23 protein-coding genes are annotated in these 24,863 nt (G+C 37.3%); 9 read left to right on the plus strand and 14 right to left on the minus strand.

The annotated features are described in order from the left end of the window. Positions 1–16 precede the first annotated feature (16 nt). The 4 genes from CKK03_RS08595 to ezrA form a co-directional block, all read right to left on the minus strand. Positions 17–220: an alpha/beta-type small acid-soluble spore protein gene (locus CKK03_RS08595; RefSeq protein ID WP_099362184.1), complete on the minus strand. Its 204-nt coding sequence runs from the start codon at positions 218–220 to the stop codon at positions 17–19. An 89-nt stretch (positions 221–309) separates the two neighbouring features. After that, a complete protein-coding gene (gene thiI / locus CKK03_RS08600; protein WP_099362185.1) occupies positions 310–1,509 on the minus strand; it encodes a tRNA uracil 4-sulfurtransferase ThiI in 1,200 nt (399 codons plus the stop codon). After that, positions 1,499–2,656, minus strand: a complete 1,158-nt coding sequence (locus CKK03_RS08605; RefSeq protein WP_099362186.1) for a cysteine desulfurase family protein — start codon at positions 2,654–2,656, stop codon at positions 1,499–1,501. Before CKK03_RS08605 ends, thiI begins: the two co-directional genes overlap by 11 nt. Positions 2,657–2,748: 92 nt before the next feature. Further along, on the minus strand, positions 2,749–4,443 hold the full coding sequence (ezrA, locus tag CKK03_RS08610; RefSeq protein WP_099362187.1) for a septation ring formation regulator EzrA: 1,695 nt from the start codon (positions 4,441–4,443) through the stop codon (positions 2,749–2,751). A 186-nt stretch (positions 4,444–4,629) separates the two neighbouring features. Between ezrA and hisJ the strand changes: the two genes are divergently transcribed. Next, positions 4,630–5,451, plus strand: coding sequence for a histidinol-phosphatase HisJ (gene hisJ / locus CKK03_RS08615; protein ID WP_099362188.1), 822 nt, complete (start codon positions 4,630–4,632; stop codon positions 5,449–5,451). Here the strand turns inward: hisJ and refZ are convergent. After that, positions 5,441–6,094: a forespore capture DNA-binding protein RefZ gene (gene refZ / locus CKK03_RS08620; RefSeq protein ID WP_099362189.1), complete on the minus strand. Its 654-nt coding sequence runs from the start codon at positions 6,092–6,094 to the stop codon at positions 5,441–5,443. The two genes, hisJ and refZ, sit on opposite strands and share 11 nt — an antisense overlap. 143 nt (positions 6,095–6,237) lie before the next feature. On the opposite strand from refZ, the gene msrC reads away from it, so the two are divergent. Beyond that, on the plus strand, positions 6,238–6,717 hold the full coding sequence (gene msrC, locus CKK03_RS08625; RefSeq protein ID WP_099362190.1) for a free L-methionine (R)-S-oxide reductase MsrC: 480 nt from the start codon (positions 6,238–6,240) through the stop codon (positions 6,715–6,717). A gap of 40 nt (positions 6,718–6,757) precedes the next feature. On the opposite strand, the gene megL is transcribed toward msrC, so the two are convergent. Then, complete coding sequence (gene megL / locus CKK03_RS08630) at positions 6,758–7,936, minus strand: methionine gamma-lyase (protein ID WP_099362191.1); 1,179 nt, start codon at positions 7,934–7,936, stop codon at positions 6,758–6,760. A gap of 150 nt (positions 7,937–8,086) precedes the next feature. Beyond that, on the minus strand, positions 8,087–9,508 hold the full coding sequence (locus CKK03_RS08635) for a sensor domain-containing diguanylate cyclase (protein ID WP_099362192.1): 1,422 nt from the start codon (positions 9,506–9,508) through the stop codon (positions 8,087–8,089). A gap of 647 nt (positions 9,509–10,155) precedes the next feature. On the opposite strand from CKK03_RS08635, the gene rpsD reads away from it, so the two are divergent. Continuing rightward, the gene (gene rpsD / locus CKK03_RS08645) at positions 10,156–10,758 is read left to right on the plus strand and encodes a 30S ribosomal protein S4 (protein WP_099362193.1); all 603 of its coding nucleotides are present in this window, start codon (positions 10,156–10,158) and stop codon (positions 10,756–10,758) included. Between the two features lie 90 nt (positions 10,759–10,848). On the opposite strand, the gene tyrS is transcribed toward rpsD, so the two are convergent. Then, positions 10,849–12,108, minus strand: a complete 1,260-nt coding sequence (gene tyrS, locus CKK03_RS08650; RefSeq protein ID WP_099362194.1) for a tyrosine--tRNA ligase — start codon at positions 12,106–12,108, stop codon at positions 10,849–10,851. Between the two features lie 150 nt (positions 12,109–12,258). On the opposite strand from tyrS, the gene CKK03_RS08655 reads away from it, so the two are divergent. Continuing rightward, positions 12,259–15,174, plus strand: a complete 2,916-nt coding sequence (locus CKK03_RS08655; RefSeq protein WP_099362195.1) for a transglycosylase domain-containing protein — start codon at positions 12,259–12,261, stop codon at positions 15,172–15,174. A gap of 54 nt (positions 15,175–15,228) precedes the next feature. Here CKK03_RS08655 and acsA read toward each other — a convergent pair whose 3' ends face one another. Beyond that, positions 15,229–16,947 (minus strand): acetate--CoA ligase, encoded by a 1,719-nt coding sequence (gene acsA, locus CKK03_RS08660; protein WP_099362196.1) that lies wholly within the window; start codon positions 16,945–16,947, stop codon positions 15,229–15,231. Between the two features lie 194 nt (positions 16,948–17,141). Between acsA and CKK03_RS08665 the strand changes: the two genes are divergently transcribed. The 3 genes from CKK03_RS08665 to CKK03_RS08675 are packed head-to-tail and all read left to right on the plus strand — an operon-like array spanning position 17,142 to position 19,596. Then, on the plus strand, positions 17,142–17,774 hold the full coding sequence (locus CKK03_RS08665; protein ID WP_099362197.1) for a GNAT family N-acetyltransferase: 633 nt from the start codon (positions 17,142–17,144) through the stop codon (positions 17,772–17,774). A 20-nt stretch (positions 17,775–17,794) separates the two neighbouring features. Then, positions 17,795–18,442 carry an acetoin utilization AcuB family protein gene (locus tag CKK03_RS08670; protein WP_099362198.1) on the plus strand — a complete coding sequence of 216 codons (648 nt, stop codon included), beginning with the start codon at positions 17,795–17,797 and terminating at the stop codon, positions 18,440–18,442. Next, positions 18,439–19,596 (plus strand): acetoin utilization protein AcuC, encoded by a 1,158-nt coding sequence (locus CKK03_RS08675; protein WP_099362199.1) that lies wholly within the window; start codon positions 18,439–18,441, stop codon positions 19,594–19,596. Before CKK03_RS08670 ends, CKK03_RS08675 begins: the two co-directional genes overlap by 4 nt. Positions 19,597–19,626: 30 nt before the next feature. Here CKK03_RS08675 and ccpA read toward each other — a convergent pair whose 3' ends face one another. Then, the gene (gene ccpA / locus CKK03_RS08680; RefSeq protein ID WP_099362200.1) at positions 19,627–20,628 is read right to left on the minus strand and encodes a catabolite control protein A; all 1,002 of its coding nucleotides are present in this window, start codon (positions 20,626–20,628) and stop codon (positions 19,627–19,629) included. Positions 20,629–20,833: 205 nt separating this feature from the next. Here ccpA and CKK03_RS24125 point away from each other — a divergent pair, with 205 nt between their 5' ends. Beyond that, positions 20,834–20,956: a hypothetical protein gene (locus CKK03_RS24125; RefSeq protein WP_281254483.1), complete on the plus strand. Its 123-nt coding sequence runs from the start codon at positions 20,834–20,836 to the stop codon at positions 20,954–20,956. Positions 20,957–20,972: 16 nt separating this feature from the next. On the opposite strand, the gene CKK03_RS08685 is transcribed toward CKK03_RS24125, so the two are convergent. From CKK03_RS08685 to CKK03_RS08700, 4 genes are all read right to left on the minus strand, one after another. Then, the gene (locus CKK03_RS08685) at positions 20,973–22,049 is read right to left on the minus strand and encodes a bifunctional 3-deoxy-7-phosphoheptulonate synthase/chorismate mutase (RefSeq protein ID WP_099362201.1); all 1,077 of its coding nucleotides are present in this window, start codon (positions 22,047–22,049) and stop codon (positions 20,973–20,975) included. 268 nt (positions 22,050–22,317) lie between these two features. Next, entirely contained in the window at positions 22,318–22,644 is a 327-nt protein-coding gene (ytxJ, locus tag CKK03_RS08690) for a bacillithiol system redox-active protein YtxJ (RefSeq protein ID WP_099362202.1), read from the minus strand. Between the two features lie 23 nt (positions 22,645–22,667). Beyond that, a complete protein-coding gene (locus tag CKK03_RS08695; RefSeq protein ID WP_099362203.1) occupies positions 22,668–23,054 on the minus strand; it encodes a YtxH domain-containing protein in 387 nt (128 codons plus the stop codon). Further along, on the minus strand, positions 23,054–23,506 hold the full coding sequence (locus tag CKK03_RS08700) for a DUF948 domain-containing protein (protein WP_099351955.1): 453 nt from the start codon (positions 23,504–23,506) through the stop codon (positions 23,054–23,056). The genes CKK03_RS08695 and CKK03_RS08700 overlap by 1 nt, the downstream gene beginning before the upstream one ends. A gap of 196 nt (positions 23,507–23,702) precedes the next feature. Here CKK03_RS08700 and CKK03_RS08705 point away from each other — a divergent pair, with 196 nt between their 5' ends. Further along, a complete protein-coding gene (locus CKK03_RS08705) occupies positions 23,703–24,818 on the plus strand; it encodes an aminopeptidase (RefSeq protein ID WP_099362204.1) in 1,116 nt (371 codons plus the stop codon). The last annotated feature ends 45 nt before the right edge of the window (positions 24,819–24,863 follow it).

Raw genomic sequence — 24,863 nt, forward strand, 5'->3', positions numbered from 1 at the left:
ATCTATTTTTTTATTTTTAGAAGTTACCTCCGCCCATTTGTTGTTGAGCGAAAGATACTAAACGCTTAGTGATTTCTCCACCAACAGATCCGTTAGCACGAGAAGTTGTATCAGCACCAAGGTTTACACCAAATTCAGAAGCGATTTCATATTTCATTTGGTCAATTGCTTGTTGTGCACCAGCTACTAATAGTTGGTTGCTGCTGTTGTTGTTTGCCATGTGACTTCACCTCCTTGTGAGTATATAATGTGTAAAATCACATGGCACAATACATTTAATCTATTGGTAAATCTTAGAATGATTTTCTTTTAGAAAAGATCTTCAATTTCTTCTTTCTTAGATCCATCCAATGTAATGATTTCCGTTTCATTTACGGCTTTTTCAATTAAGCTCTCAAAATCAGTGTAGCTTTCATAATGGGTTACATTTTCTAGCTTTGGTCTTGTTTTGGGAGCAGAAGGTGTAAAAATCGTACAACAATCTTCAAATGGACGAATTGAAATATCATGTGTATTGATTTTCTTAGCCATATCAATAATATCAAATTTATCGACAGTAACCAGTGGACGAATAATTGGTGTACTGGTGACGTTATTAATGACATGCATACTTTCCAATGTCTGACTTGCCACTTGTCCAAGGCTCTCACCAGTCACTATCGCAAGTGCATTACGTCTTCTTCTTATTTCATCCGTGATCCGAAGCATCATTCGTCTAGTTGAAATGAGCGTATAGTTTTCAGGGATTTGTCTTTGAATCGTGATCTGAATGTCAGTAAAAGGGACGATATGCAGTTTAACCGTTCCCGAAAATTCAGTAAGCTGCTGTGCCAGGTCAATCACCTTTTGTCGTGCACGATCGCTTGTATATGGGGGACTGTGAAAATGTACAGCCTCAATTGTTAATCCCCTCTTCATTGATAAATAACCGGCAACAGGGCTATCAAGACCACCCGAAAGCATAAGCATTGCTTTCCCGCTTGAACCAACTGGAAGTCCTCCTACACCTTTCTCATCTTTAAAGGTAATATAAGTTGCTTCCTTTCGCACTTCAACACGAATATTGATATCAGGAGTGTGCACATTGACGAAGATTTCCTGGGTATTCTTTAAAATATGACTCCCTAATTCATAATTCAATTCATTGGAATCAAGTGAAAAACTTTTATCTGAACGTCGTGCAGATATTTTAAAGGTCTTTCCTTGATGATCTAGTTGTTTAATAGCAGCTAAGACACCATCTTTTATTTTTTCAATCTCACTTTCAACCTTTAAAGCAAGACTAAAGGATTGAATACCGATGATATTTTTGAGAACTTCTACTATTCCTTCATGTGGTTCTCCATTTAACTTTATATAAATTCGATCTCTTGTTTTTTCAAATGTAAGTCCTTTGTAATCAGTAAGCTTTCTTTTTATATTATTTAAAAGTTTATTAATGAAATGATTACGATTTCGACCTTTTGTTGTAATTTCTCCAAATCGTATTAGAATGTGATCATATTCCATTTTCTTCCCCCATTACATGTTGTAATTTCTGTATTGCATTTTCAATTGCATTTATTAAAATCGGAATCTCTTCCAGTTTGTTTTGATGCGACAGGCTGATTCGTATTGAACTATTAGCAAGAGCTTTAGGCACTCCCATCGCAAGTAATGTTTTACTTGGTTCATTATTTTTCGATGAGCATGCGGAGGTAGTCGAAACATAAATCTCCTTCTCTTCTAATAAATGAACAAACACTTCTGGCTTTAAACCGTTAATCGAAAAATTGATGATATGTGGGGCACTGCTAGCCTCAGGTGTGTGTATTGTAATACCATTCATCCTTGATAATTGATCTATTATGCTTTCTTTTAATCGGCTTATATGTGTAATATTTTCATCTCTGTTCTCTATGGTTAACCTTAATGCTTTGGCAAGTGCTACAAAACCAGCAACATTTTCTGTTCCCGCCCTTTTTTGCATTTCTTGGTCACCGCCACCGATTAAAGACTTAATTCTTACACCTTGGCGGACATATAAAACGCCTGTTCCTTTAAGCCCATTAAATTTATGTCCTGAAATCGTACATAAATCAAGTTTTGCCTTATTAAAATCTAGGTAAGTTTTACCTACTCCCTGTACATGATCAACATGATAAATAATTTTAGGGTACTTTTCTAAAAGTTTTCCAATTTCCTCAATTGGTTGGATGGTCCCAACCTCATTATTTACATGAATGATAGAAACTAAGATCGTATCTTCACGGATTGAATTTCTCAAATCTTCAACCGAAACAACACCATTTTCGTCTACTGGAAGATAGGTGATATCAAACCCAAGTTCCGACAATTGCTTGCATGCCTCAGTTATGGAAGGATGCTCTATTGATGTTGTAATAATATGTTTGCCTCGATTACTGTATTGTAAGGCAATTCCTTTAATCGCAAAATTATTCCCTTCAGATCCTCCAGAAGTAAAAATGATTTCCTGTGGTTTTACCTGTAAAAGGGAAGCAATCTGGGTCCGAGATTGACTTAAAAGCTTTTCAGCTTGTCCACCTATTCCATGTAAGGAAGAGGGATTGCCAAAATAGTTTTTTGCGACTTTTATATAGGAATTAATTACATCTTCAAAAGGTTTGGTTGTTGCACTATTATCTAAATAAATCATATAATTACCCCTACTATGCGATATTTGCAAACAAAATGATAACATACATTTATAAAATAAAAAAAGGAAAAGGACCCCAATTTGAGGGTCCTTTACTTAGGATCATCTTCAAGTAATACTTCAATCTTTTTCAATGCTCCAGGATCTAGATCTTCAATTGCTGTTGCAGCTTGTTCTAATGCAAGTGCATATTCATAATTTCTAAAAGATTTCTCAGCTTCAAGTAAACTACCTGCAATTTTTGGATTCCGGCTTCGATATCGGTTTCCATATTGAATGACCCTTTCTGCAAGATATACTTGCTCAATCATTTCTTCTGTTTGCTTATATGTTTGTGAAACTAAATCATTCGCATTTTGTAATGTTTGATTCACCGTATTCATATTAAGTGGTTTTTCCTCGAGACTATTCATTACCTGTGTAAGAGATAATCTCGCTTCCGAAATGAGCTCAGAATATTTTACTGGTAGACCAGGGATATTACTTTTTGAGATAAGTCGTTTCGCATCTGCAAGTTGCTTCTTCATTTCCGAAATTTGTTCTCTTGCATGGAGCTCATCCTTACGAAGTGTTTTCAGCATTTCTGAAAATTGTAAGTGCTCTTCCTTCACATCCTGGATCTTACCGTACACTTCTTCTAGCTCCGTTTTAATTAGAGAATAGGCAATTTGATCCGCTTCAAGCTTTGATTGAACAGAAACATATTGCTTAACCAGTTGTTTAATTTGTTTTACGATATTCCGGTGTCGTTCCAGATCATTTTCATTTAAATGATAGCTTTGTTGAACAAATGTTGTTTCCTCTTCTGTGCTTTTACTACCTTCAACTAAGTCCTCTAGATCTTGTTCGATCTTCTCAACCTCTTTTTTCACAAACTGATTTGCTTTTACTTCAGCTTCCAGTAAATCATAGATTGTATCGAGTGACTCTCTTGCTTCTTCAATTCCCTTCTTTACATCTTCAAGCTTTAGCTCTTCGATAAGAGAAATATATTGGGATAAGTGCTCTCGCATTCTTTCAATTTCTTTCTCAATTTGATGGTGCCCGAGAGAATAGCCTTCCTGTTCCATTTGGCTGTATCCTTCAGAAACTTCATTTAACTGATTTGGAATTGCACTTTGGCATTCATGTAATAAATGAGGGATCTCATCCATCTGCTGCTTTGTTACGGAAAGTGCATCCTTAATCAGGAGAACAATTTCTCTTGCCTCAAAATAATTCCCATTCGTCGTTGCTTCTTCAAATTCTTTAAATTTCCCATAAACACCTTCCAGATTCATTTCAAGCTGTTTTTCAGCACGTCCAAAAGTATGTCTATGCGCAAGTAAATTCTTTTTAAGTTCCCGATATTGTTGATTTAATTCATCAACCTCAACACGATTCTTTTCTTCACTGCCTACTAAATCCTTAAGCTCGTTTAAAATAATGGCGATATTGCTTTCAGCATCATTTAAAATTGCTTCGATTTGTGCCAGTACCCGTTTTGCTTTCCCAAAACGATACTTATCCGCTAAGTCTTCAGCATCAAATAATAATTCCTCAACATCTGGAAGACCAACAGTGACAATTTCATCCCATTGCTTTCTCCAACGTTCGAATAATTCCTCCGTTTGACCTGTCATGTTAAGCTCTTTCATTTTAGCTATTTCATCGGTGACTGGCCGATTCATCATATCTATCTTCCAGGCTTCAAGCCTATCAACATCTTTATATATCTTTTTTCTCGAATAAAACCCAAAAATAGTTACTGAACTTGCTACTACGATTATGCCGATTATGATCTCCATAATTTGGCCTCCTTGCTCCCACAATCAATTCTTTCTAAACTTTTATGTATATTAGTTTTTAATTTTTATATTAAATATCAAATCAAATGTTTTTTTATTGTATTTATGATACCATGTAAACGACAATTTTTGACTAAAACTTTTAAAATTTTTTACAAAATTTATATAAAAATGAGGGATTTGTCGATGAAAGCAGATGGTCATATCCATACACCCTTTTGCCCACATGGTACAAAGGACCCGTTTGAGGATTATATCGCCCGTGCACTCGATTTAGGGTTTGATGAAATTTCGTTCACAGAACATGCACCACTTCCATCACGATTTAACGATCCCACACCTCAAAAAGACAGTGGAATGGACGAAAATCATCTAGAAAACTATATTTCTGTATTAACCGAGCTTCAAAAAAAGTTTGCATCAGATATTAAAATCAATATTGGGTTAGAGGTCGACTATATTGAGGGATATGAAGAGGACACGAGGACTTTTTTGAACGAGTATGGTCGATATTTGAACGATAGTATTCTCTCTGTTCATTTTTTAAAAAAACAAGATCAGTATTATTGCCTCGATTATAGTCCTGACACGTTTGCGACTATGATCAGTGACTTTTCCTCCGTTGAGGCAGTCTATGAAGCTTATTATGATACATTGGCGCGTTCTATAACGGCAAACCTTGGTCAATTTAAGCCAAAAAGGATTGGCCATATTACACTTGTTCATAAGTTTCAAAAGAAATTCCCAGTATCGAAGCAATTCGATGAGAAAATGCACTCAATACTCGACCAAATTGCGGATCTTGGATTAGCCTTGGATTATAATGGTGCTGGTATTAATAAGCCACTTTGTCGAGAGGTTTATCCACCAGAAGAAATTATTAGAGAGGCAATAAAACGAAAAATCCCTCTCGTCTATGGTTCCGACGCCCATAGCAGGAAGGATTTAAATCAAGGATTTGATCAACTATTTAAAAATGCTGTGTTAGTGTCACCAACTAGATATTAACGGGAAGCTGAGTTACTTTGTTTTTTAACGTTTGTGGTTGTTTACAAATTGTCGAGTTTACCCATTTTTCTATTTCATGACAATATTGTTCACTAACATACAACTCATAAGGCATTAAATGTAAAACTTCTGACATATATTGAGGGTGTAGATAGGGCATGGATAACATCCCCTTTAATTGCATGATGGCATAAGGGATTGGAATAAGGGCAAATTCCTGTTGTTTTATACCTGTTTCAAAAATGGCTTGGAAATAATATTTTTCTTTCGTCATATAGGTTGTCATGATTTCACGAATCAAAGTGGTATCAAATGTAATTTCCCGTTGGACAAAACGTGATAAGTGACGATTATCCTTTTGGTATTCCATAATCCCTCTGACCGCAAGCAATAAACATTCTCTTGCCGTTCTGTTATCCAATTCAATATAGGCATGCTCGACAATCGTTAAATATCCCTCAAGGTAAGAAGAAACTAAATGTTCTAGTAAACCTTCCTTATTTCCAAAATAGTAGGAGATATTGGCGACATTACAATTTGCTCTTTTCGCAATTTCACGTACTGTTGTTCCATCAAAGCCTTTTGTATTAAATAAGAATACGGACGACTCAATAACTTTTTGTTTCATTGTTTTACTTTTCATAACCAACCCACCTTACCCTTAATATAGAATAGATTTCGATATGTTAAGGTGGATTCCTTTAAGAATTTATCGACAAGTCACGCGCTTTAAGCTATCATTTAATATAATTTATGTAGGTATTACTCAAATGGAGGGGAATCATAATGTTTCATGTCGAACAATACAAAGGTAATAAAGCAGAAGACTATAAACTGGTAACAAAACAGCTAAATGCTTTGCTTGAAGGCGAACAAGATCAAATAGCAAATTTAGCAAATGCTTCAGCATTACTTAACCAATTTTTAGATAATGTCAATTGGGTTGGTTTTTATGTAAAGAAAGAGGATGAACTTATTCTCGGACCATTCCAAGGCTTACCTGCATGTGTGAGAATTAAAATGGGGCGTGGGGTTTGTGGCACTGCAGCCCAAAATCAAAAGACTGAAAGAGTGGCAGATGTTCATCTATTCCCAGGTCATATTGCATGTGATAGTGCTTCCCAATCGGAAATTGTTGTTCCAATTATGAAAAATGGTGAAGTTTTTGGTGTGTTAGATATCGACAGCCCAATTAAAGAGCGTTTTGATGAAGTGGACCAACAATGCCTTGAAGAATTTGTGAAAGTTTTAGAACAACACATATAAGAATAAGCCAGTGAGGATTTTTGTCCTCGCTGGCTTTTGTTTATCCGTTTAACGCTTGATCTAAATCATCCCATATATCTTCCCATGCTTCTAATCCTACCGAAAGTCGAATTAAATTATCCGTAATCCCCATTTTTAATCGTGATTCTTCTGGTACAACAGCATGTGTCATTGTTGCTGGATGCTGAATGAGAGTCTCTGTATCACCTAGACTCACAGCAATTTTGATTAATTTTACTCGATTTAAAACGTCTTGCGCATCCTTCTTTGTGCCTTTAATTGTAAAAGATATGAGTCCACCGGGCTTGCTCATTTGTTTTTTCATAATCTCGTACGCTGGGCTATCTATATCTCCAGGATAAAAAATTCGCTCCACATTTTTATGTTCTTTTAGTAACGATGCGATTTTTTCTGTATTATCACAGTGGCGGTCCATCCTTACTGGCAGTGTTTTTAGCCCACGAAGTAAAAGCCATGCATCAAATGGGGACATAATACCACCAATATCCTTTTTCGTTGTCATTGCCACCTCTTGAATAAATTCCTTTTTGCCAACGACAAGACCTGCGATCACATCACCATGTCCTCCAATATACTTTGTGGCACTGTGTACCACAATATCACAACCCAATTTAATTGGTTGCTGCAAATACGGTGAACTAAAAGTATTGTCCACGACAACCGGGATATTAAGCTGTTTCGCAATCTTAACAACCTTTTGTAAGTCAATAAGTTTCATAGTTGGATTAATGGGTGTCTCAATATAGATTAGTTTTGTTTGTGGAGTGATTTTTGAAAGGATTTCCTCTTCATCATCCATATCACTGAAATCATGCTCAATGTTGTACTTCTCGTTCATCATCTGAAGTAGACCAAAGGTACATCCATATAGTCCCTGTGAGCAGAGGATATGATCACCAGATTTTGTTAATGCGAATAACACAGCCGAAACAGCAGCCATCCCTGATCCAAATGAAAGCCCTGCTTCCCCACCCTCTAAGAGAGCAATTCTTTCTTCTAAAAGTTTTACTGTTGGGTTCCCTAATCTAGAATATATATATCCTTCATCTGTACCAGCAAAACGAGCTTCTCCTTGTTCAGCTGTTTCAAATGTAAAAGTTGATGTTTGGTAAAGTGGTGGTGTTAAACTACCATTTGGGGAAGATGTTCCCCCTCCATGTATCGCTAAAGTGTCAAAGTATTTACTTTCCTTGCTCATGCTCCCCTTATCCTCCTTAAAACTTTTGATTATATCATTAGCATATGATAAGAGGGGTTGTTTTGAAAGCGTTTTCTATTTTCGTAGAGGTTTACTTGGTTTTACTCGTTAACGAGGACAAGTTCGTTTTCAACCAAAAAGGACATCCATTTATAGATGCCCTTCAATTACTTTATTTTCACTAGCAATAACTTGATTTTTTCCTGATTGTTTAGCTACATACAGTGCATTGTCTGCACGGTGGAATAAACTTTGGAATGTTTCTCTGAATTCCTTATACCAGGTAGCCACCCCACACGAAATTGTGATTTTGGGATTTGAATTCTGTTCCACCCTTTTTCCGAGCCGTTCTGCAACAGCAATCCCTGAAGCTAAATCCACTCTAGGCAGATAAATTGCGAGTTCTTCTCCACCCCATCTTGCTCCAATGTCGTTGTCACGGATATTTTCCTTAATGAGAGTAGCTATTTGAATAATCGCTTCGTCCCCAACTTGATGGCCATAAGTGTCATTAATGCCTTTGAAATCATCAATGTCAATTAATATAAACGTACCAAAAGCATCTGTTTCCAATGATTTGTGTACACAATCCTCTAAGTGATTACGAGAATAAAGTTTGGTTAAATAATCGGTGATTACCAATTTTTCAAGTTCTTCCCGGAGGATTGAATTTGTAAAAGCCAAGGATGAATGATAGATCAAGGATTGCAGGAGTTTAAACTTATCAAAAGAAAAGAAATAAGGCAGTTCATGTAAAACAATGGCAACACCTAAAATTTCATTGCGTTGTACAATCGGAACAGACATCAAAGATCGATAGACGGATTTGCCAAATGCTGTATCTCCTTGTAAATCTCCTATGAATAGAGGTTCTTTTTCTGTTAAAATTCGATCAAGGCAATATAAAACATATTGCTCGCCATGTCCTTCTTCAAAAAAAGCAGTACTTCCCGGAAGTACCTCTATTTGTCCATTCGATTGTAATAAGAAGCCTACTTCATTTGCGCCAAAGGAAGCTTTGATTTGAGATGTCATGAATGTCATTGTATCTGTTAATCGCAAATTAGAATTTAACTTATGTGAAGTTTCATTAATTAATTGTAGATCGGCAATTAATTGTTTTGACTGTTGGTAGAGTTGGGCATTTTCGAATGCATGTCCAGCTGTATTTGCCAAAAGTTCAATAAACTGGATTTCTGATTTCGGAAATACCAGTCCGTCATGGGCGTTGATTTGCAAGACTCCATAAACACCCTGCCTACCTTTTAAAGGGGCATAAATGACCGATTTTTTATCAGTAACTGAATCTTCAAGTTGCAGAGTTCCGTTTACAAACGCTTGCATAACTAGAGAGTGTTCACCATTTTCGTATTCTTGTATATCTTTAATCGGAATAACATTATGTCGTTTATTATCATGTGCAAGAAATAAGGTAAATGTAAATGATGGGTATACATCTTGTAATGTATTCATAACCTCTTCGAGCACAGCATCTATATCCATGGTTGAATGAAACTTAGAGGTTACTCTAAATAGTTGCTCATATCTCAATTCTTCATTTGGAAACTTCATGATTAATCACCCATCTATTATCAAATGCGCCTTGGCGTATTTGCGCCCAGATTTTTTAGGCCCACACGAGGTGGGTCACAAAGACGTTGCCACAGGACCTGGCGTTCTTAGTTTTTGATCTTATGCTCGAAAAATTACCTTTGAAAATCGCATGTCTCCGCCGGAGGCTTTAACTTTTATTCAGCCGGGGTTTGAACCTCTACGCAAATTTTCATAATTATATTTTTACATCCCACATAAATGCGGAAGAACTTCTGCTGAATAAAGTTAGTACTTATTAAATCTATTATAATAGAAAATGCACGAAAAATGTTTTATTATATCGTAAAAAAACAAAATTTATTACATCTTCATGTTAATAATCGAATTTTCTCCAAGAAGATCTTGGCGTTTTATGTATATTATCATGATAACTTGACTTCCTTTAGTAAAAATCATATAATGAGCGTTGTGTAAAATATTGCAGCGTATGTGAGTAGGTTTTTGTTCTATTTTGTTCCTCTGCGTGAGCTTTTAGCTCATAGATGGTGTATCACGTAACTCTTGGCTGCTAGAGCGAAGGTACATGAAAACAAAATAGTCGAGAGCATCTAGCACATCTGTTTTTATTTTACAACAAAATAAAAACATTGAAGGAGGAGTCATTCATGGCTCGTTATACTGGTCCAAGCTGGAAATTATCCCGTCGTCTTGGAATCTCATTAAGTGGTACTGGTAAAGAATTAGAAAAGCGTCCTTACGCTCCTGGACAACATGGTCCAAACCAACGCAAGAAGCTTTCTGAATATGGTTTACAATTACAAGAAAAACAAAAGCTTCGTCATATGTATGGTGTGAATGAGCGTCAATTCCGCACTACATTCAACAATGCAAGCAAAATGCAAGGGATCCTTGGTGAAAACTTCATGATTCTTCTTGAATCACGTTTAGATAACCTAGTTTACCGTCTTGGTCTTGCTCGTACTCGTCGTGCAGCTCGCCAATTAGTTAACCATGGTCATATTACTGTAGATGGTAGCCGCGTTGATATTCCATCTTACCGTGTAAAACCTGGTCAAACAATTGCAGTTCGTGAAAAATCACGTAACCTTGTTGCAATTAAAGAAGCTATCGAAGCTACTACTTTCGTACCAGAATATTTAACTTTTGATGCTGATAAGCTAGAAGGAACATACACTCGTTTACCAGAGCGTTCTGAATTACCAGCAGAAATTAACGAAGCATTCATCGTTGAGTTCTACTCACGTTAATCTTCCTAAAGAGGAAAGGGATATCCCTTTCCTCTTTTTTTTTGCATAAATAAAATGAATAAGGTGCTCCTGAGGAGCACCTTATTCATTTTAATATTTAATTAAGAAATATTTTTTCTTGCCACGTCGAATGACGGTGAATTGACCTTCGATCCGATTTTGCGAAGTCAAAACCGCATCAACTTCTTGGATTCTCTCACCATTGACATAGATGGCTCCATTTCCAATATCCTCACGTGCCTGACGCTTCGATGGGGAAATTTTACTCATTACTAATAAATCAACTAACCCAACCCCAGTTTCCCCATTGTACTCATATGAAGGAACATCCTTAAAGCCTTGCTTAATTTCCTCTGCACTTAATTCACTGATAGAACCGCTGAATAATGCTGTTGAAATTTTCACAGCTTGCTCTAAAGCAGCTTCTCCATGAACCAATTTCGTTACTTCCTCAGCCAACGTCTTTTGTGCCAATCGCATTTCAGGTGCATGTTGAATTTCTGCTTCAAGACTCTCAATTTCCTCTTTGGATAGGAACGTAAAATATTTTAAATAGCGAACAACATCACGGTCATCTGTATTGATCCAGAATTGATAAAACTCGTATGGTGACGTTTTATCTTTATCTAACCAGATTGTACCACCTTCTGTTTTTCCAAACTTCGTTCCATCAGCTTTCGTCACGAGTGGTATAGTTAGACCAAATGCTTTTGCATCCTCGACTGTCTTACGAATTAATTCAAGTCCGGCTGTGATATTCCCCCATTGGTCACTTCCACCAATTTGAAGTCGGCAGCCTACATCTTCATAGAGTTTCAAGAAGTCATAGGATTGTAAAATCATATAGCTAAACTCTGTAAATGAAATCCCAGCATCAAGACGAGATTGCACAGAGTCTTTAGCGAGCATGTAATTTAGCCCAAAGCTTTTACCTATGTCACGCAAGAAAGTAATTAAGTCTAGACTACCAATCCAATCGTAGTTATTTGCAATTTGAGCTGGATTTCCTTCTGCTTCAAAATCCAAAAAGCGTGAAAGCTGGTTTTTAATGCTATTACTAAACTCCACGACTACCTCTTTCGGATTCAGTGTTCTTTCAGCCTTTTTACCACTTGGGTCACCAATTAAACCTGTCGCTCCACCAACTAATGCAATAGGTTGATGCCCTGCTAATTGGAATCTTCTCAAGGTTAAAACCCCTACTAAGTGTCCAATATGTAAACTATCAGCTGTTGGATCAAATCCACAATACAATTTAATCTTTTCATTCTTTAATGTATTCTGTAGACCATCCTGGTCCGTTACCTGATTTATCAATCCCCTATAGGTCAAATCCTGTATAACATCCATTAAATATCGATTCTCCTTTTAACCTTATAATAAGGTTTTTCTATCACATTCTGTCTATTATTGTCAAATTAAATAATGGAAATTCATAAAATAATATTAATGACCCTACGCTATATGCTATAATAAACTTGGATTTTTAGGGGGATGATTATGAATCTAAATAAATCACAGATATTTGAAAAAATTAGCTCTTTTTGGCGAAGAGTCCTATCAAATAAAGTCATTCAAGCGGTTACAGGAAACAAAGTTCGTAAAGGCGCAAGAGTTACTTACGGGGTTGTATGGAACTTATTTTTAATCTTCTTTATTATTGGTCTGCTTGGACTTGGCTTTGCCGGTGGAGCTGGAGCAGGATATTTTGCATCTTTGGTTAAGGACGAACCTGTCCGAAACTATGATAGTTTACAAAAAGATATTTATAACTATGAAGAAAACACGGAGGTCTACTTTGCAAATGAGGTCTACCTTGGTCAATTACGGGCAGACCTGCAACGTGAAGAAGTAGCACTCGAAGATATTTCACAATTTGTCTTAGATGCTGTTATTGCTACTGAGGACCAATATTTCTATAAGCACGATGGAGTTGTGCCAAAATCAATATTACGGGCAATCGTACAGGATGTAACAAATTCACCTATCCAAACTGGAGGAAGTACGCTAACCCAGCAATTGATCAAGAATCAAATTTTATCAAATGAAGTTTCCTTTGATCGGAAGGCTAAGGAAATTCTCATCGCACTTCGACTTGAAAAGTTTTTTGATAAAGATGAAATTCTAGAAGCATATCTAAATATTATTCCATATGGCCGTAATTCATCAGGTCGAAATATTGCTGGAGTTCAAACAGCAGCCAAAGGGATTTTTGGAGTAGATGCAAAGGATTTAAACCTTCCACAAGCAGCATTTATCGCTGGGATACCTCAAAACCCATATGTATATACGCCATTCTTAAACCAGGGTGGAAAGGTTAAAGAGAACTTGGAGCCTGGTATCAACCGGATGAAAACAGTCTTAGAGCGTATGCTTACAGGTGGTTTCATTACACAGAGTCAATATGAAGAAGCACTTGCCTATGATATTCGTGCCAACCTGGCTCCACCTAAGTCAGAGCCTACTGAAAAATATCCTTGGTTAACAGTTGAAGTAGAAAAACGTGCCACTGATATTTTGATGAAGAAATTGGCTAAGGATGATGGATACGAGGAAAAGGATCTTGAAGAAAATAAGGAACTTCGATCACACTATCAAGTGATTGCAGATAGAAACCTTCGTCAAAATGGATATAAAATCCATACAACGATTGACAAAGAAGTATATGATGCAATGCAAGAGGCAGTAAAGAATTTTCAATATTTTGGTCCAGATCGAAAAGAAACGAAGAAAAACTTAGAAACGAATGAAGATGTGCAAGTAATCGAACCAGAAGAGCTCGGTTCTGTATTAATTGAAAATAGGACAGGAAAAATAATTAGTTTTGTGGGAGGCCGTGACTTCGAGCGTGAACAAACCAATCATGCATTAGGTGCAAAGCGTTCAAATGGTTCAACAATGAAGCCGCTCTTGGACTATGCACCAGCAATGGAACTAGGACTCGTACAACCTGGAAGTGTAATTGCCGATGTAAAGTTTTCATATGGAAAATATACGCCATATAACGTGGGTGGGACAAATGACTTTGATGGTCTAATGTCTGCAAGACGTGCTTTACAAGTCTCTAAGAATATCCCGGCCATCAAGACATACTTAAAGGCATTTGATTACCGCCCAATTACTTTCCTAGAGAAAATGGGGTTCACTTCTTTAAATGAAAAAGATTATCATGCACCATCTTTAGCAATAGGCGGTATGACGGATGGCGTTTCAGTTGAAGAGAATGTAAATGCATTTGCAACATTTGCTAACGAAGGTAAGTTTATCGATGCCTACATGATTGAAAAAATTGAAACGAACGACGGAGATGTTATATACGAGCATGAAGTGAAACCTGTTGAGGTTTTCTCTCCACAAACTGCTTATTTAACAATCGATATGATGCGTGATGTTATAAATGGTGGTACAGCTGCATCTATGAATAGTTACCTTAAGTTTAATGCGGACTGGGCTGGTAAAACAGGTACAACTAACGACTGGTGGGATATTTGGTTTGTAGCAACGAACCCCAATGTAACCTTTGGTACGTGGATTGGCTATGATACACCAAAGCCAGTGGCATTAAATTATAAAGGACTTTATAATTCAAGGAGAAATATTCTTCTGTGGGCACAACAATTAAATGCGGTATATGATGTAAAACCAGAGCTTGTTAAGCCAAAAGAAAACTTTAAAATGCCTGGAGGAATTGTAAGTCGCTCCTATTGTGGAATTTCTGGATTACTTCCTTCAGATTTATGTCGTGAAGCTGGTCTTGTACAATCTGACATATATAACGCTAAATTTGTTCCTACAAAGGTCGATGATAACCTTGTAAAAGGTAAGTATATTGAAGTAGATGGCAAAGCCTATCGTGTACCATCAAGTGCACCACAGGAATTTGTCCAAGAAGGAATCATGATCAAGAAAGAGTTTTTAGCAGAGCATGGTTTAAAAGATTCAGCGGCCATTTCACAACTGCTTCCTAAAAATGATCGTTGGAAGAACCTTGTCGTTACAGAATCTACTGAACTTAAAGACAATGGTTCAGTCCCATCCCAAGTAAAAGGTGCCTCGATTTCTTCAGGTACATTGAAATGGGCAAAGCATGATCACAATGATGTCATTGGATATCGAATCTATTCTGCAGCAAATTTCACAGCAGACTTCAAGAAGATTGGAAGTGTTCCTGCTACAAAGAACTTACAATTTAACGTTGGAAACGCCGTTGCAGCCTATTATGTAACTGCTGTTGATGTCACTGGTAAAGAAACGCCACTTGCAAATTCAGTTTTAATCAAGAATGGCGACTACAAACCAGAGCAAGAAGTGGTTATCCCACCACCGGCAGACCCTCCTGCTGAAGGGGATAGTGGTGCTAATAATGAAAATGGAAATAACGGCAATGGTAAAGGTAACGGTAAAGAAGAAGGTTGAAATTAATCAATAAAAAGAGGTGATCCAGTGGATCACCTCTTTTTCTGTTAACATTTAATCTTCCATTGTAGAAAGGTCGCCTGTCGGTAAATCAAGCTCCCATGCCTTAAGAACACGTCTCATAATTTTTCCACTACGAGTTTTTGGAAGCTTATTTTTAAACTCAATTTCACGAGGAGCAGCATGTGCCGCTAATCCTTTTTTTACAAAATTCCTTATTTCTTCTTTTAACTCATCTGTCGCTTGATAGCCATCAACGAGTGCCACGAAGGCTTTAATGATTTCCCCTCTGACAGGATCAGGCTTTCCGATAACACCGGCTTCTGCAATTGCAGGATGTTCAACAAGCTTACTTTCAACCTCAAATGGTCCTACGCGCTCACCAGAGGTCATGATTACGTCATCGACACGACCTTGGAACCAGAAGTACCCATCTTCATCCATATATGCTGAATCCCCTGATACATACCACTCACCAGGCATAAAATAGGACTCATATTTTGCGGGATTATTCCAAATTTGATACATCATTGATGGCCATCCCTTTTTAACAGCGAGGTTGCCCATACGATTTGGGGGTAATTCATTACCTTGGTCATCGACAATGGCAGCCTTAATTCCAGGGAATGGTTTACCCATAGAACCTGGTTTGATTTCCATGCAAGGGTAATTACTAATAAGCTGTGCACCCGTTTCTGTCATCCACCAGTTATCATGGATTCGTAAGTTGAATACCTTTACTCCCCAACGAACAACTTCAGGGTTAAGTGGCTCCCCAACACTTAATACATGGCGCAATGTACTTAAATCAAATTGTTTTACAAGTTCATCACCAGCGCCCATTAGCATTCTGAATGCTGTTGGAGCACTATACCAAACGGTAACTCCAAAATCTTCAATGGTTTGATACCAATTTTCCGGTCTAAAACGTCCTCCTACAATGACGTTTGAAGCTCCGTTAAGCCAAGGACCAAAAATGCCGTAAGAAGTACCTGTTACCCAACCTGGATCAGCTGTGCACCAGTAGATGTCATCTTCTTGTAAGTCGAGAATCCATTTTGCAGTTTGGTATTGTTGGATCATGGCATTATGGACATGCAAGACTCCTTTTGGTTTACCTGTTGAACCAGAAGTATAGTGTAAGAGCATGCCATCCGTTCTTTCAACCCATTCAATTTGCAGCTCTTTACTTGCTGTTTTTAACCGGCCAAGAAAATCGATAAATGGGCCATCCTCAGTAACATTTTCACCAACGAGGACAACATGCTTTAATGCAGGAAGATCATTAAATGGGATACGATCCACTAATTCTGGAGTTGTGACAATTACCTTTGCTTCACTATCTTCTAAGCGATCGCGTACTGCTCCTTCCATAAACGCTTCAAACAGTGGACCCACAATTGCCCCTAATTTAATAGCCCCTAGTACTGTAAAATACAATTCGGGAGAACGTGGCATAAATACAAATACCCGGTCACCTTTTTCCACATCTGCTGCTTGTTTTAACACGTTAGCCGCACGGTTCGTATATTCTTTCATTTCTTTAAATGTATATTTCTCATCACGTGATGGATCACGATAATATAGGGCAATTTTATTTTTCCTTACACCTTCTGCATGACGGTCGATTGCTTCATAAGCAATATTAACCCTGCCTGTTTCTGACCAAGAAAAACTTTTTTCTACCTCCGCCCAATCAAAATTCGCATATGCTTCATCATAATCTGTTAAATTATAATTGCCTTTAGTTGCTGGCAGCGCTTCCACTTTCACTATACATTTCCCCTTTATGTAAGTTATTTACTATTCTATTATAAAATAAAACTCGTCTTTTCTCAATTTTTTAAATTTTGTTTATATATTATTTTTCTGTAAAATTGTATAATTAGTGTAATAGAGGCTGAAAACGCTTCACTTTTACTAGATTCCTGTATAATGATATTGACGTTACGAATGGTGGTGACATTGTGGAGCATAAGAAAACTTATAACGCAAAGGAACTTAAGACCCCTCATGGTACGCTCATTATTGAAGGTCCCATAACTGGAGAGGCCCTAGCAAGCTATGAATTTCACGAGGACTTAGTAGCTTTTCGTCCCCCAAATCAGCAGCATAAAGCATTGATTGGAATTGCTGACCTACCTGAAGGAAGAATTATTATCGCAAGAGAGCATAACACCATTGTAGGGTATGTTACATACCTTTACCCAGACCCACTTGAACGCTGGTCTGAGGGAAAAATAGAAAATTTAATAGAATTAGGAGCAATCGAAGTTATTCCTAAATTTCGTGGCAGTCGAGTTGGAAAGAATCTTTTAATTGTTTCAATGATGGATGATGCTATGGAAGACTACCTCATCATTACTACTGAATATTATTGGCATTGGGATTTAAAAGGAACAGGCCTGAATGTTTGGGAGTATCGTAAGGTAATGGAAAAAATGATGAGTGCAGGCGGGCTTGAATGGTTTGCAACAGATGACCCTGAAATTAGTTCACACCCCGCCAACTGTTTAATGGCTCGAATTGGCAAACGAGTAAATCAGGATACGATAGAAAGATTTGACCGACTACGCTTTATGAATCGATTCATGTATTAAGTGAGTAAGGGGGGATTCGCATGATTGTTGAAGAAATTATGAAGAAAAATGTCATTACTTTATCAGCTGATGACTCCATCTCAACAGCGATTAAAATAATGGATGAGAAAAAAATTCGTCATATACCCGTGGTAGATAGAAATCAACACGTGATTGGGCTAATTAGTGACCGTGATATTCGTGATGCAAAGCCTTCGATCCTAGACTATACAAACAATGAAAAAACACTAGATTCACCAATTAAGGACATTATGGTAAAAGAAGTAATAACCGGACATCCGCTTGACTTTGTCGAGGAGATTTCTGCTGTTTTTTTCCAATATCGGATTGGCTGTCTCCCAATTGAATCGAATGGAAAATTAGTTGGAATCATTACTGAGACAGATTTACTTCATACCTTTGCACAACTAACCGGTGCAAACCAACCAGGTTCACAACTCGAAATTAAGGTACATAATCGTGCAGGAACTCTCGCAGACGTTGTCAATGTTATTAAAAATCATCATGTAAATATTCATAGTGTTCTTGTTTACCCTGACAAGGAGGACACACAATATAAAATAATTGTATTACGAGTTCAAACAATGAATCCAAATAAGATCATTACTAATCTAATTGATAATGGCTACACTGTACTGTGGCCAACCATTCCAGGGCCACAATTATGACGAAAGAATCTGTCTTTGTCTATTCGGACGAATTATTAAAATATCGATTTAGTAATGATCATCCCTTTAATCAAACGAGGGTAAAGCTTACTTATGACCTACTCAAAAGTTTGAACTTGTTAGATGAATCGGAAATTATTCCACCTAGAATAGCGACAGATGAAGAATTGGAACTTGTCCATGACCCTAAATTTATAGAGGCTGTTAAGTTAGCAGGGGAAGGTAAACTCCCTAAGGAAACAGGATATAGCTATGGAATCGGTACGGAAGATACCCCTATTTTTCCCGGCATGCATGAGGCTAGTGCATTATTAGTTGGCGCTACCCTATCGGCAGTTGACCATGTAATGTCAGGGAAATCGAAGCACGCCCTTAATTTAGGAGGCGGACTCCACCATGGATTCCGTGGGAAGGCCTCTGGATTTTGTGTCTACAATGATAGTTCAGTTGCGATTCGTTATTTGCAAAAGAAATATAATGTAAAGGTACTTTATGTAGATACAGATGCACATCACGGGGATGGTGTGCAGTGGACATTTTATGATGACCCAACTGTTTGTACACTTTCAATTCATGAAACAGGACGATATCTATTTCCTGGGACAGGAAATGTAACTGAGCGGGGCTCTGGCAAGGGCTATGGCTATACCTTTAATATTCCGCTAGATGCATTCACTGAGGACGATTCATGGTTACATGCCTACACGACCGCTTTTACAGAAGTAACTGAGTTTTTCAAACCAGATGTCATTTTTACGCAAAACGGTGTCGATTCGCATTATTATGATCCATTAACCCATTTGTCCGCAACAATGAAAATCTATCGTGAAATACCAAAACTTGCTCATCAGCTTGCCCATCAGTATTGTGATGGTCGCTGGATTGCAGTAGGTGGAGGCGGATATGACATATGGAGAGTCGTTCCTAGAGCATGGTCTTTGATTTGGCTCGAAATGATTGAAAAATCAAATATAAGTGGCGCACTTCCTGTCGAATGGATCAATCAATGGCAACCAAAAGCAAAACTTACTCTTCCATCTTATTGGGATGATGAGCCTACTATATATCCACCCATTCCTAGAAGAGCAGAAATTGAGGAAAAAAATGCACTTACCGTTACAAAAACGCTTTACCCAATACGGAATAACAAATAAAAAAACACGGCCTCAAGCCGTGTTTTTTAACTATTCTTTTGTTGAATTTCTAAATTCAATACGGTGTGGCAATGTCACGATTTGTTCTTCAACATTTTCCTTGTTCATAAACTTAGTTAAAAGTCTCATCGCCACTGCTCCGATATCATACATCGGTTGAACAACTGATGTAAGCTGCGGACGCACCATGAGTGCTAATCGTGTATTATCAAAGCTTATAATTTCGAAATCATTAGGAATCGAATACCCTAAATCCTGTGCACTATGGATTACACCTAATGCCATTTCATCTGTACCTACAAATACAGCAGTTGGCTTATCTGCAAATTCATGGATTCTCTCAAAACCTTCAATACCAGAATCGTATGTGTAATCACCTTCGATTACAAGTTCTTCGTTGTAAGAAAGTCCTGCATCCTCGATAGCTCGTTTATAACCATTTAATTTTTTTTCACCATTAATTGGTTCATTTAATGGACCAGTAACGAACGCGATTTTCTTATGACCTTTATTAGCAAATTCCGTTACTGCGTCATATGCAGCCTGTTCGACATCGATTGTTACAGCTGGGACCGTATTTGTGCTCTCCACTGAAGCAGCTAATACTATCGGAACAGGAGACTTTTCAAATTCCTCGACATGCTCTTCCGTAATATTTCCGCTCATAAAGACAATACCGTCCACTTGCTTTCCAAGCATTGTATTTAATAGGTGGAATTCTTTATCCTTATTTTGGTCAGAGTTACTTAGGATAATATTATACTTATACATCGTCGCAATATCTTCAATTCCACGTGCAAGCTCTGAATAAAAGATATTTGAGATATCTGGAATGATTACTCCAACTGTTGTCGTTTTTTTACTAGCTAGTCCACGAGCCACAGCATTTGGGCGATAGCCTAATCGATCAATTGCTTCTTGTACTTTCTTTCGAGTTGTTGGTTTTACATTTGGGTTACCATTTACAACACGTGATACGGTTGCCATGGAGACATTGGCTTCCCTCGCTACATCATAGATTGTCACATTCATTGACAGCACTCCTTATTTCAAGTTACCACTTATATGTTAGTATTAACTTTTTTATTCAAACAAATGTCATGTTTGCTTATTTTATCTAATAATCATACGATACTTGCACCGCAAGGGCAATTACTTTGTGCAATTCTTAACAAATTCGTTAAAATTATCGAAAAAAGCTCGAAAAAACCTCCTACTTTTACAGTAGGAGGTCTTCATGAAAAATCAAATGCGCCTTGGCGTATTTGCGCCCAGATTTTTTTCAAGCGTGCTTGAAAAATTTCATCTAAAAAATCTGAGGCATGCGCCAGAGGCTATAATTTTATTCAGTGGGGTTTAAACCCTACTGAATAAAATTATACACGAACGGCTTGAGTTGCCTTAAGTTCTGTGATCCATTTTTCAAATTGATCAAAATCCATTTGCTGTGCTGAGTCTGATAGAGCAATTGCTGGATCTGGATGTACCTCCGCCATGACACCATCTGCTCCAATTGCAAGAGCTGCTTTTGCACATGGCAATAATAAATCACGACGTCCAGTTGAATGTGTTACATCAACAAATACTGGTAAGTGTGTTTCTTGTTTTAAGATTGGAACTGCAGAAATATCTAGTGTATTACGAGTAGCTTTTTCGTAAGTACGGATACCTCTTTCACAAAGAATGATTTGGTCATTTCCTTGAGATATGATATATTCTGCTGCATTTACGAATTCATCAAGTGTAGCAGCCAATCCGCGTTTTAATAATACAGGCTTTTTAACAGAACCCGCTGCTTTTAATAATTCGAAGTTCTGCATGTTACGAGCACCGATTTGGATAACATCGATGTAATCACAAGCAACTTCAATATCTGCTGGGTTTACAATTTCACTGATAACAGCCATGTTTGTTTCATCAGCAACGCGTTTTAAGATTTTTAATCCTTCTAGTCCTAATCCTTGGAAGTCATAAGGAGAGGTTCTAGGCTTGAATGCGCCGCCACGAAGTAGGCGTAAACCATATTTCTTTGCTTCTGCAGCTACTGCAGCTGTTTGCTCATAACTTTCAACAGCACATGGTCCAACGATGAATTGTTGTGAGCCATCACCAATTTTAACACCTTTTACATCGACAATTGTATCTTCTGGTTTTTTCTTACGTGAAACAAGGAGAGCTTTGCGATGATCGTCTTCTTGAATCTCAAGACCTGCCTTGAAAATTTCTTTGAAGATATGTTGTACAGTTGATGTTTCGAAAGGTCCCTCATTATGCTCTAAAATGTTATTTAACATTTTTCTTTCGCGTACTGGATCGTATCGGTTAACACCTTGTGCTTCTTTTACTTTTCCAATTTCTTGTACTAATTTCCCGCGTTCACTAATAAGTTTAAGAATTTCAAGGTTAATTTCTTCTACTCTGTCGCGTAGGTTATCTAGTTCTACTTTACTCATCTCACTCTTCCTTTCTCCACCCAGTTATTATCGCAATCTAATCGAAAATCTGATATATTTCTAGTAATTAGAATTCATTATAAACGATAAAATTCCATATGTCACTAAAAACTTTATTACCCAAACGCTTTTAAGCAATAAAGTATATTATGATACAATCGATTGATCGGTGATTACAAAAATAAAATAGTTGAACAATTCTTTTTATTTATACAATTGTATCGTATTAAAAAGAAAAGTCCATGGTTTTTTAGCCATGGACTCTTCTTTATTCACCAACAGCGACTAATGCTTCTTTCGTTATACTTCTATGAGAGGCATTCCATTTTACCTTGCCATCTTCAAAAAGAAGAGCCTGTGGTGATTCATGTTTAATTTCAAAGTTCTCTGCAATGTGATTTGAGAGTTCTTTTGCTTCTTGAACATATAGATAGTAGCTTGGTACATTTTCATGTTCTGAAACAAATTGTTCATACTCATCAAAAGCTGCTTTACTAATTGGACAAGTAAGACTGTGCTTTATAAAAATAAATTTATTTTCTTTTTCTAGGACTTGGTTAAATTCTTCGATTGTTTCAATTTTTGCCTTCCCCATCTTTACATACATCTCCCTATTTATTAGTAGTTAGTAGTTTGTGTATTATTTTCTGCGTCGTCTAAGGCTTGCTTCGCTTCAGCAAGCTTTTCCTGGAACAGCTGTTCACTTCCAGCTGAATCCTGATTAGTTTCTTCTGTCGCTCCATCTACTACTGATTCATTAACTTCAGGCTCACTTTGCCCAGTAGAAGGTTTAAAGTCTTTTACTTTTGTTAAAATCTGATTGGACTGCTCAGAGATTGTTTTAGAAAGTGAATTTGTTTTTTCCTTTACAACAGAAGCTTGATCATTCATCTGCCTACGGAATTCTTGTCCTGTTTTTGGCGCTAAAAATAATGCTGTTGCAGCACCAACAGCTGCACCTACAATTGTTCCTAAGATAAAATTTGAACCACTATTTTTTCCCATTATAATCCCCTTTCTTCATTCGAAATTGGTTTGTCGTGCTTTTGTTTCTTATCTTTCCATTTATCCCAAATCTCTATTACAGCATTCCCCACTTGGACAACCTGTGAGATTTTGGTTTTATTTTTCTCTAACTGTACTGCTACCTCTTCTGTCACATTTCCGACTGATTTATTGAAGCGTTGTAAAGAAGTTCCGACGTCTTTAACAGCATCAACAACTGTATTCAAACTCTCGGACTTCTGCTGAATATCTTCTGCAAGCTTATTGGTTTTATGCAAGAGTTCTGTCGTTTCACTTGTTACACCTTCCATCTGTTTCTCTAATCCAGATAAAGTACTTGCTACATTATCCAATGTTACTTGAAGGGAACGTAGTGTCCTTGAGAGATAAATAACCAAAATTAAAAAAGCTACTGCAATTACTGCAACACTTATGTATACGATAAGAATCATTCGTGATGCACCTCCTTCTATCTTTGTTACCCGATTTTACCGATATCAAACATACTATCCCCATTGTTTAACTTTCGACAAAAATCATTGAAGTCCTCCAAGGAATTTATAAGCAATCGATTTTAATAAACAATTTCCTTTTTTTCGGTTACAATAGGAATGTACATAAGCAAAATTGAATTTGGAGGCAATTAATATGAAAGATCCACGTATTGAAACACTCGCTCGTAATTTAATTAATTATTCTGTACGCCTCGGGGAAGGTGAAAAAGTACTCATCGAGAACTTCGGCTTGCAGCGTGAGCTAGTGGCTGCGCTTATTAATGAAGCATATAAAGCTGGTGGATATCCATTTGTATCATTAAAAGACCACCAAGTAGATCGTGCTCTTTTGTTAGGTGCTCAGGAAAAGCAGTTTGAAATGAAAGCCGATTTCGAAGCAAACGTTATGAGCAAAATGGATGCCTATATAGGCTTACGTTCTGGTGATAACATTAATGAGTTTGCAGATGTACCGGATGACAAAATGAAAATTGAAGGAAATACAGTCGGCAAAAAAGTACATCGTGAAATACGTGTACCAAAAACAAAATGGGTAGTGCTACGTTATCCAAATTCTTCGATGGCTCAACTAGCGAAGATGAGTACAGAAGCATTTGAAGATTTTTATTTTAATGTGTGTAATCTTGATTACGGTAAAATGAGCAATGCGATGGATGCACTTGTTGAACTTATGGATCATACCGACAAGGTACGCATTACGGGTCCTGGTACCGACCTTACATTCTCCATCAAAGGCATTAAAGCAATTAAATGTGCAGGTGAAATGAATATCCCAGATGGTGAGGTATATACTGCTCCTGTTCGTGATTCTGTTAACGGTACTTTAACATATAATACGCCATCCCCATATCAAGGCTTCACATTTGAAAATGTATCACTTACTTTTAAAGATGGAAAAATTGTAGAAGCTACATCGAACGATACTGAGCGTATTAATAAAATTCTTGATACAGATGAAGGTGCACGTTTTATCGGTGAATTTGCGATTGGAGTAAATCCATACATTCAACATCCAATGCAAGACATTCTATTTGATGAAAAAATTGATGGCAGCTTCCATTTCACACCTGGCCAGGCCTATGATGATGCATACAATGGAAACAACTCAAATATTCATTGGGATATGGTAAATATTCAACGCCCTGAATATGGCGGTGGCGAAATCTATTTTGATGATGTACTTATTCGTAAGGACGGCCGCTTCGTTATCCCTGAGCTTGAACCATTAAACCCAGAAAATTTAAAGTGAATTGAAATGCGCAAGCGCCTTGTTCAGCCCCGACAAGCATAAGAA

It is taken from the genome of Fredinandcohnia onubensis (assembly GCF_002734215.1).
Taxonomy (GTDB): Bacteria; Bacillota; Bacilli; order Bacillales; family Bacillaceae_L; genus Ferdinandcohnia; species Ferdinandcohnia onubensis.

Excerpts from the sequence above, each read along its gene's own strand:
- CKK03_RS08595 (WP_099362184.1), bottom strand. The coding sequence starts at position 220 with ATGGCAAACAACAACAGCAGCAACCAACTATTAGTAGCTGGTGCACAA.
- thiI (WP_099362185.1), bottom strand. The coding sequence starts at position 1,509 with ATGGAATATGATCACATTCTAATACGATTTGGAGAAATTACAACAAAA.
- CKK03_RS08605 (WP_099362186.1), bottom strand. The coding sequence starts at position 2,656 with ATGATTTATTTAGATAATAGTGCAACAACCAAACCTTTTGAAGATGTA.
- ezrA (WP_099362187.1), bottom strand. The coding sequence starts at position 4,443 with ATGGAGATCATAATCGGCATAATCGTAGTAGCAAGTTCAGTAACTATT.
- hisJ (WP_099362188.1), top strand. The coding sequence starts at position 4,630 with ATGAAAGCAGATGGTCATATCCATACACCCTTTTGCCCACATGGTACA.
- refZ (WP_099362189.1), bottom strand. The coding sequence starts at position 6,094 with ATGAAAAGTAAAACAATGAAACAAAAAGTTATTGAGTCGTCCGTATTC.
- msrC (WP_099362190.1), top strand. The coding sequence starts at position 6,238 with ATGTTTCATGTCGAACAATACAAAGGTAATAAAGCAGAAGACTATAAA.
- megL (WP_099362191.1), bottom strand. The coding sequence starts at position 7,936 with ATGAGCAAGGAAAGTAAATACTTTGACACTTTAGCGATACATGGAGGG.
- CKK03_RS08635 (WP_099362192.1), bottom strand. The coding sequence starts at position 9,508 with ATGAAGTTTCCAAATGAAGAATTGAGATATGAGCAACTATTTAGAGTA.
- rpsD (WP_099362193.1), top strand. The coding sequence starts at position 10,156 with ATGGCTCGTTATACTGGTCCAAGCTGGAAATTATCCCGTCGTCTTGGA.
- tyrS (WP_099362194.1), bottom strand. The coding sequence starts at position 12,108 with ATGGATGTTATACAGGATTTGACCTATAGGGGATTGATAAATCAGGTA.
- CKK03_RS08655 (WP_099362195.1), top strand. The coding sequence starts at position 12,259 with ATGAATCTAAATAAATCACAGATATTTGAAAAAATTAGCTCTTTTTGG.
- CKK03_RS08670 (WP_099362198.1), top strand. The coding sequence starts at position 17,795 with ATGATTGTTGAAGAAATTATGAAGAAAAATGTCATTACTTTATCAGCT.
- CKK03_RS08675 (WP_099362199.1), top strand. The coding sequence starts at position 18,439 with ATGACGAAAGAATCTGTCTTTGTCTATTCGGACGAATTATTAAAATAT.
- ccpA (WP_099362200.1), bottom strand. The coding sequence starts at position 20,628 with ATGAATGTGACAATCTATGATGTAGCGAGGGAAGCCAATGTCTCCATG.
- CKK03_RS24125 (WP_281254483.1), top strand. The coding sequence starts at position 20,834 with ATGAAAAATCAAATGCGCCTTGGCGTATTTGCGCCCAGATTTTTTTCA.
- CKK03_RS08685 (WP_099362201.1), bottom strand. The coding sequence starts at position 22,049 with ATGAGTAAAGTAGAACTAGATAACCTACGCGACAGAGTAGAAGAAATT.
- ytxJ (WP_099362202.1), bottom strand. The coding sequence starts at position 22,644 with ATGGGGAAGGCAAAAATTGAAACAATCGAAGAATTTAACCAAGTCCTA.
- CKK03_RS08695 (WP_099362203.1), bottom strand. The coding sequence starts at position 23,054 with ATGGGAAAAAATAGTGGTTCAAATTTTATCTTAGGAACAATTGTAGGT.
- CKK03_RS08700 (WP_099351955.1), bottom strand. The coding sequence starts at position 23,506 with ATGATTCTTATCGTATACATAAGTGTTGCAGTAATTGCAGTAGCTTTT.
- CKK03_RS08705 (WP_099362204.1), top strand. The coding sequence starts at position 23,703 with ATGAAAGATCCACGTATTGAAACACTCGCTCGTAATTTAATTAATTAT.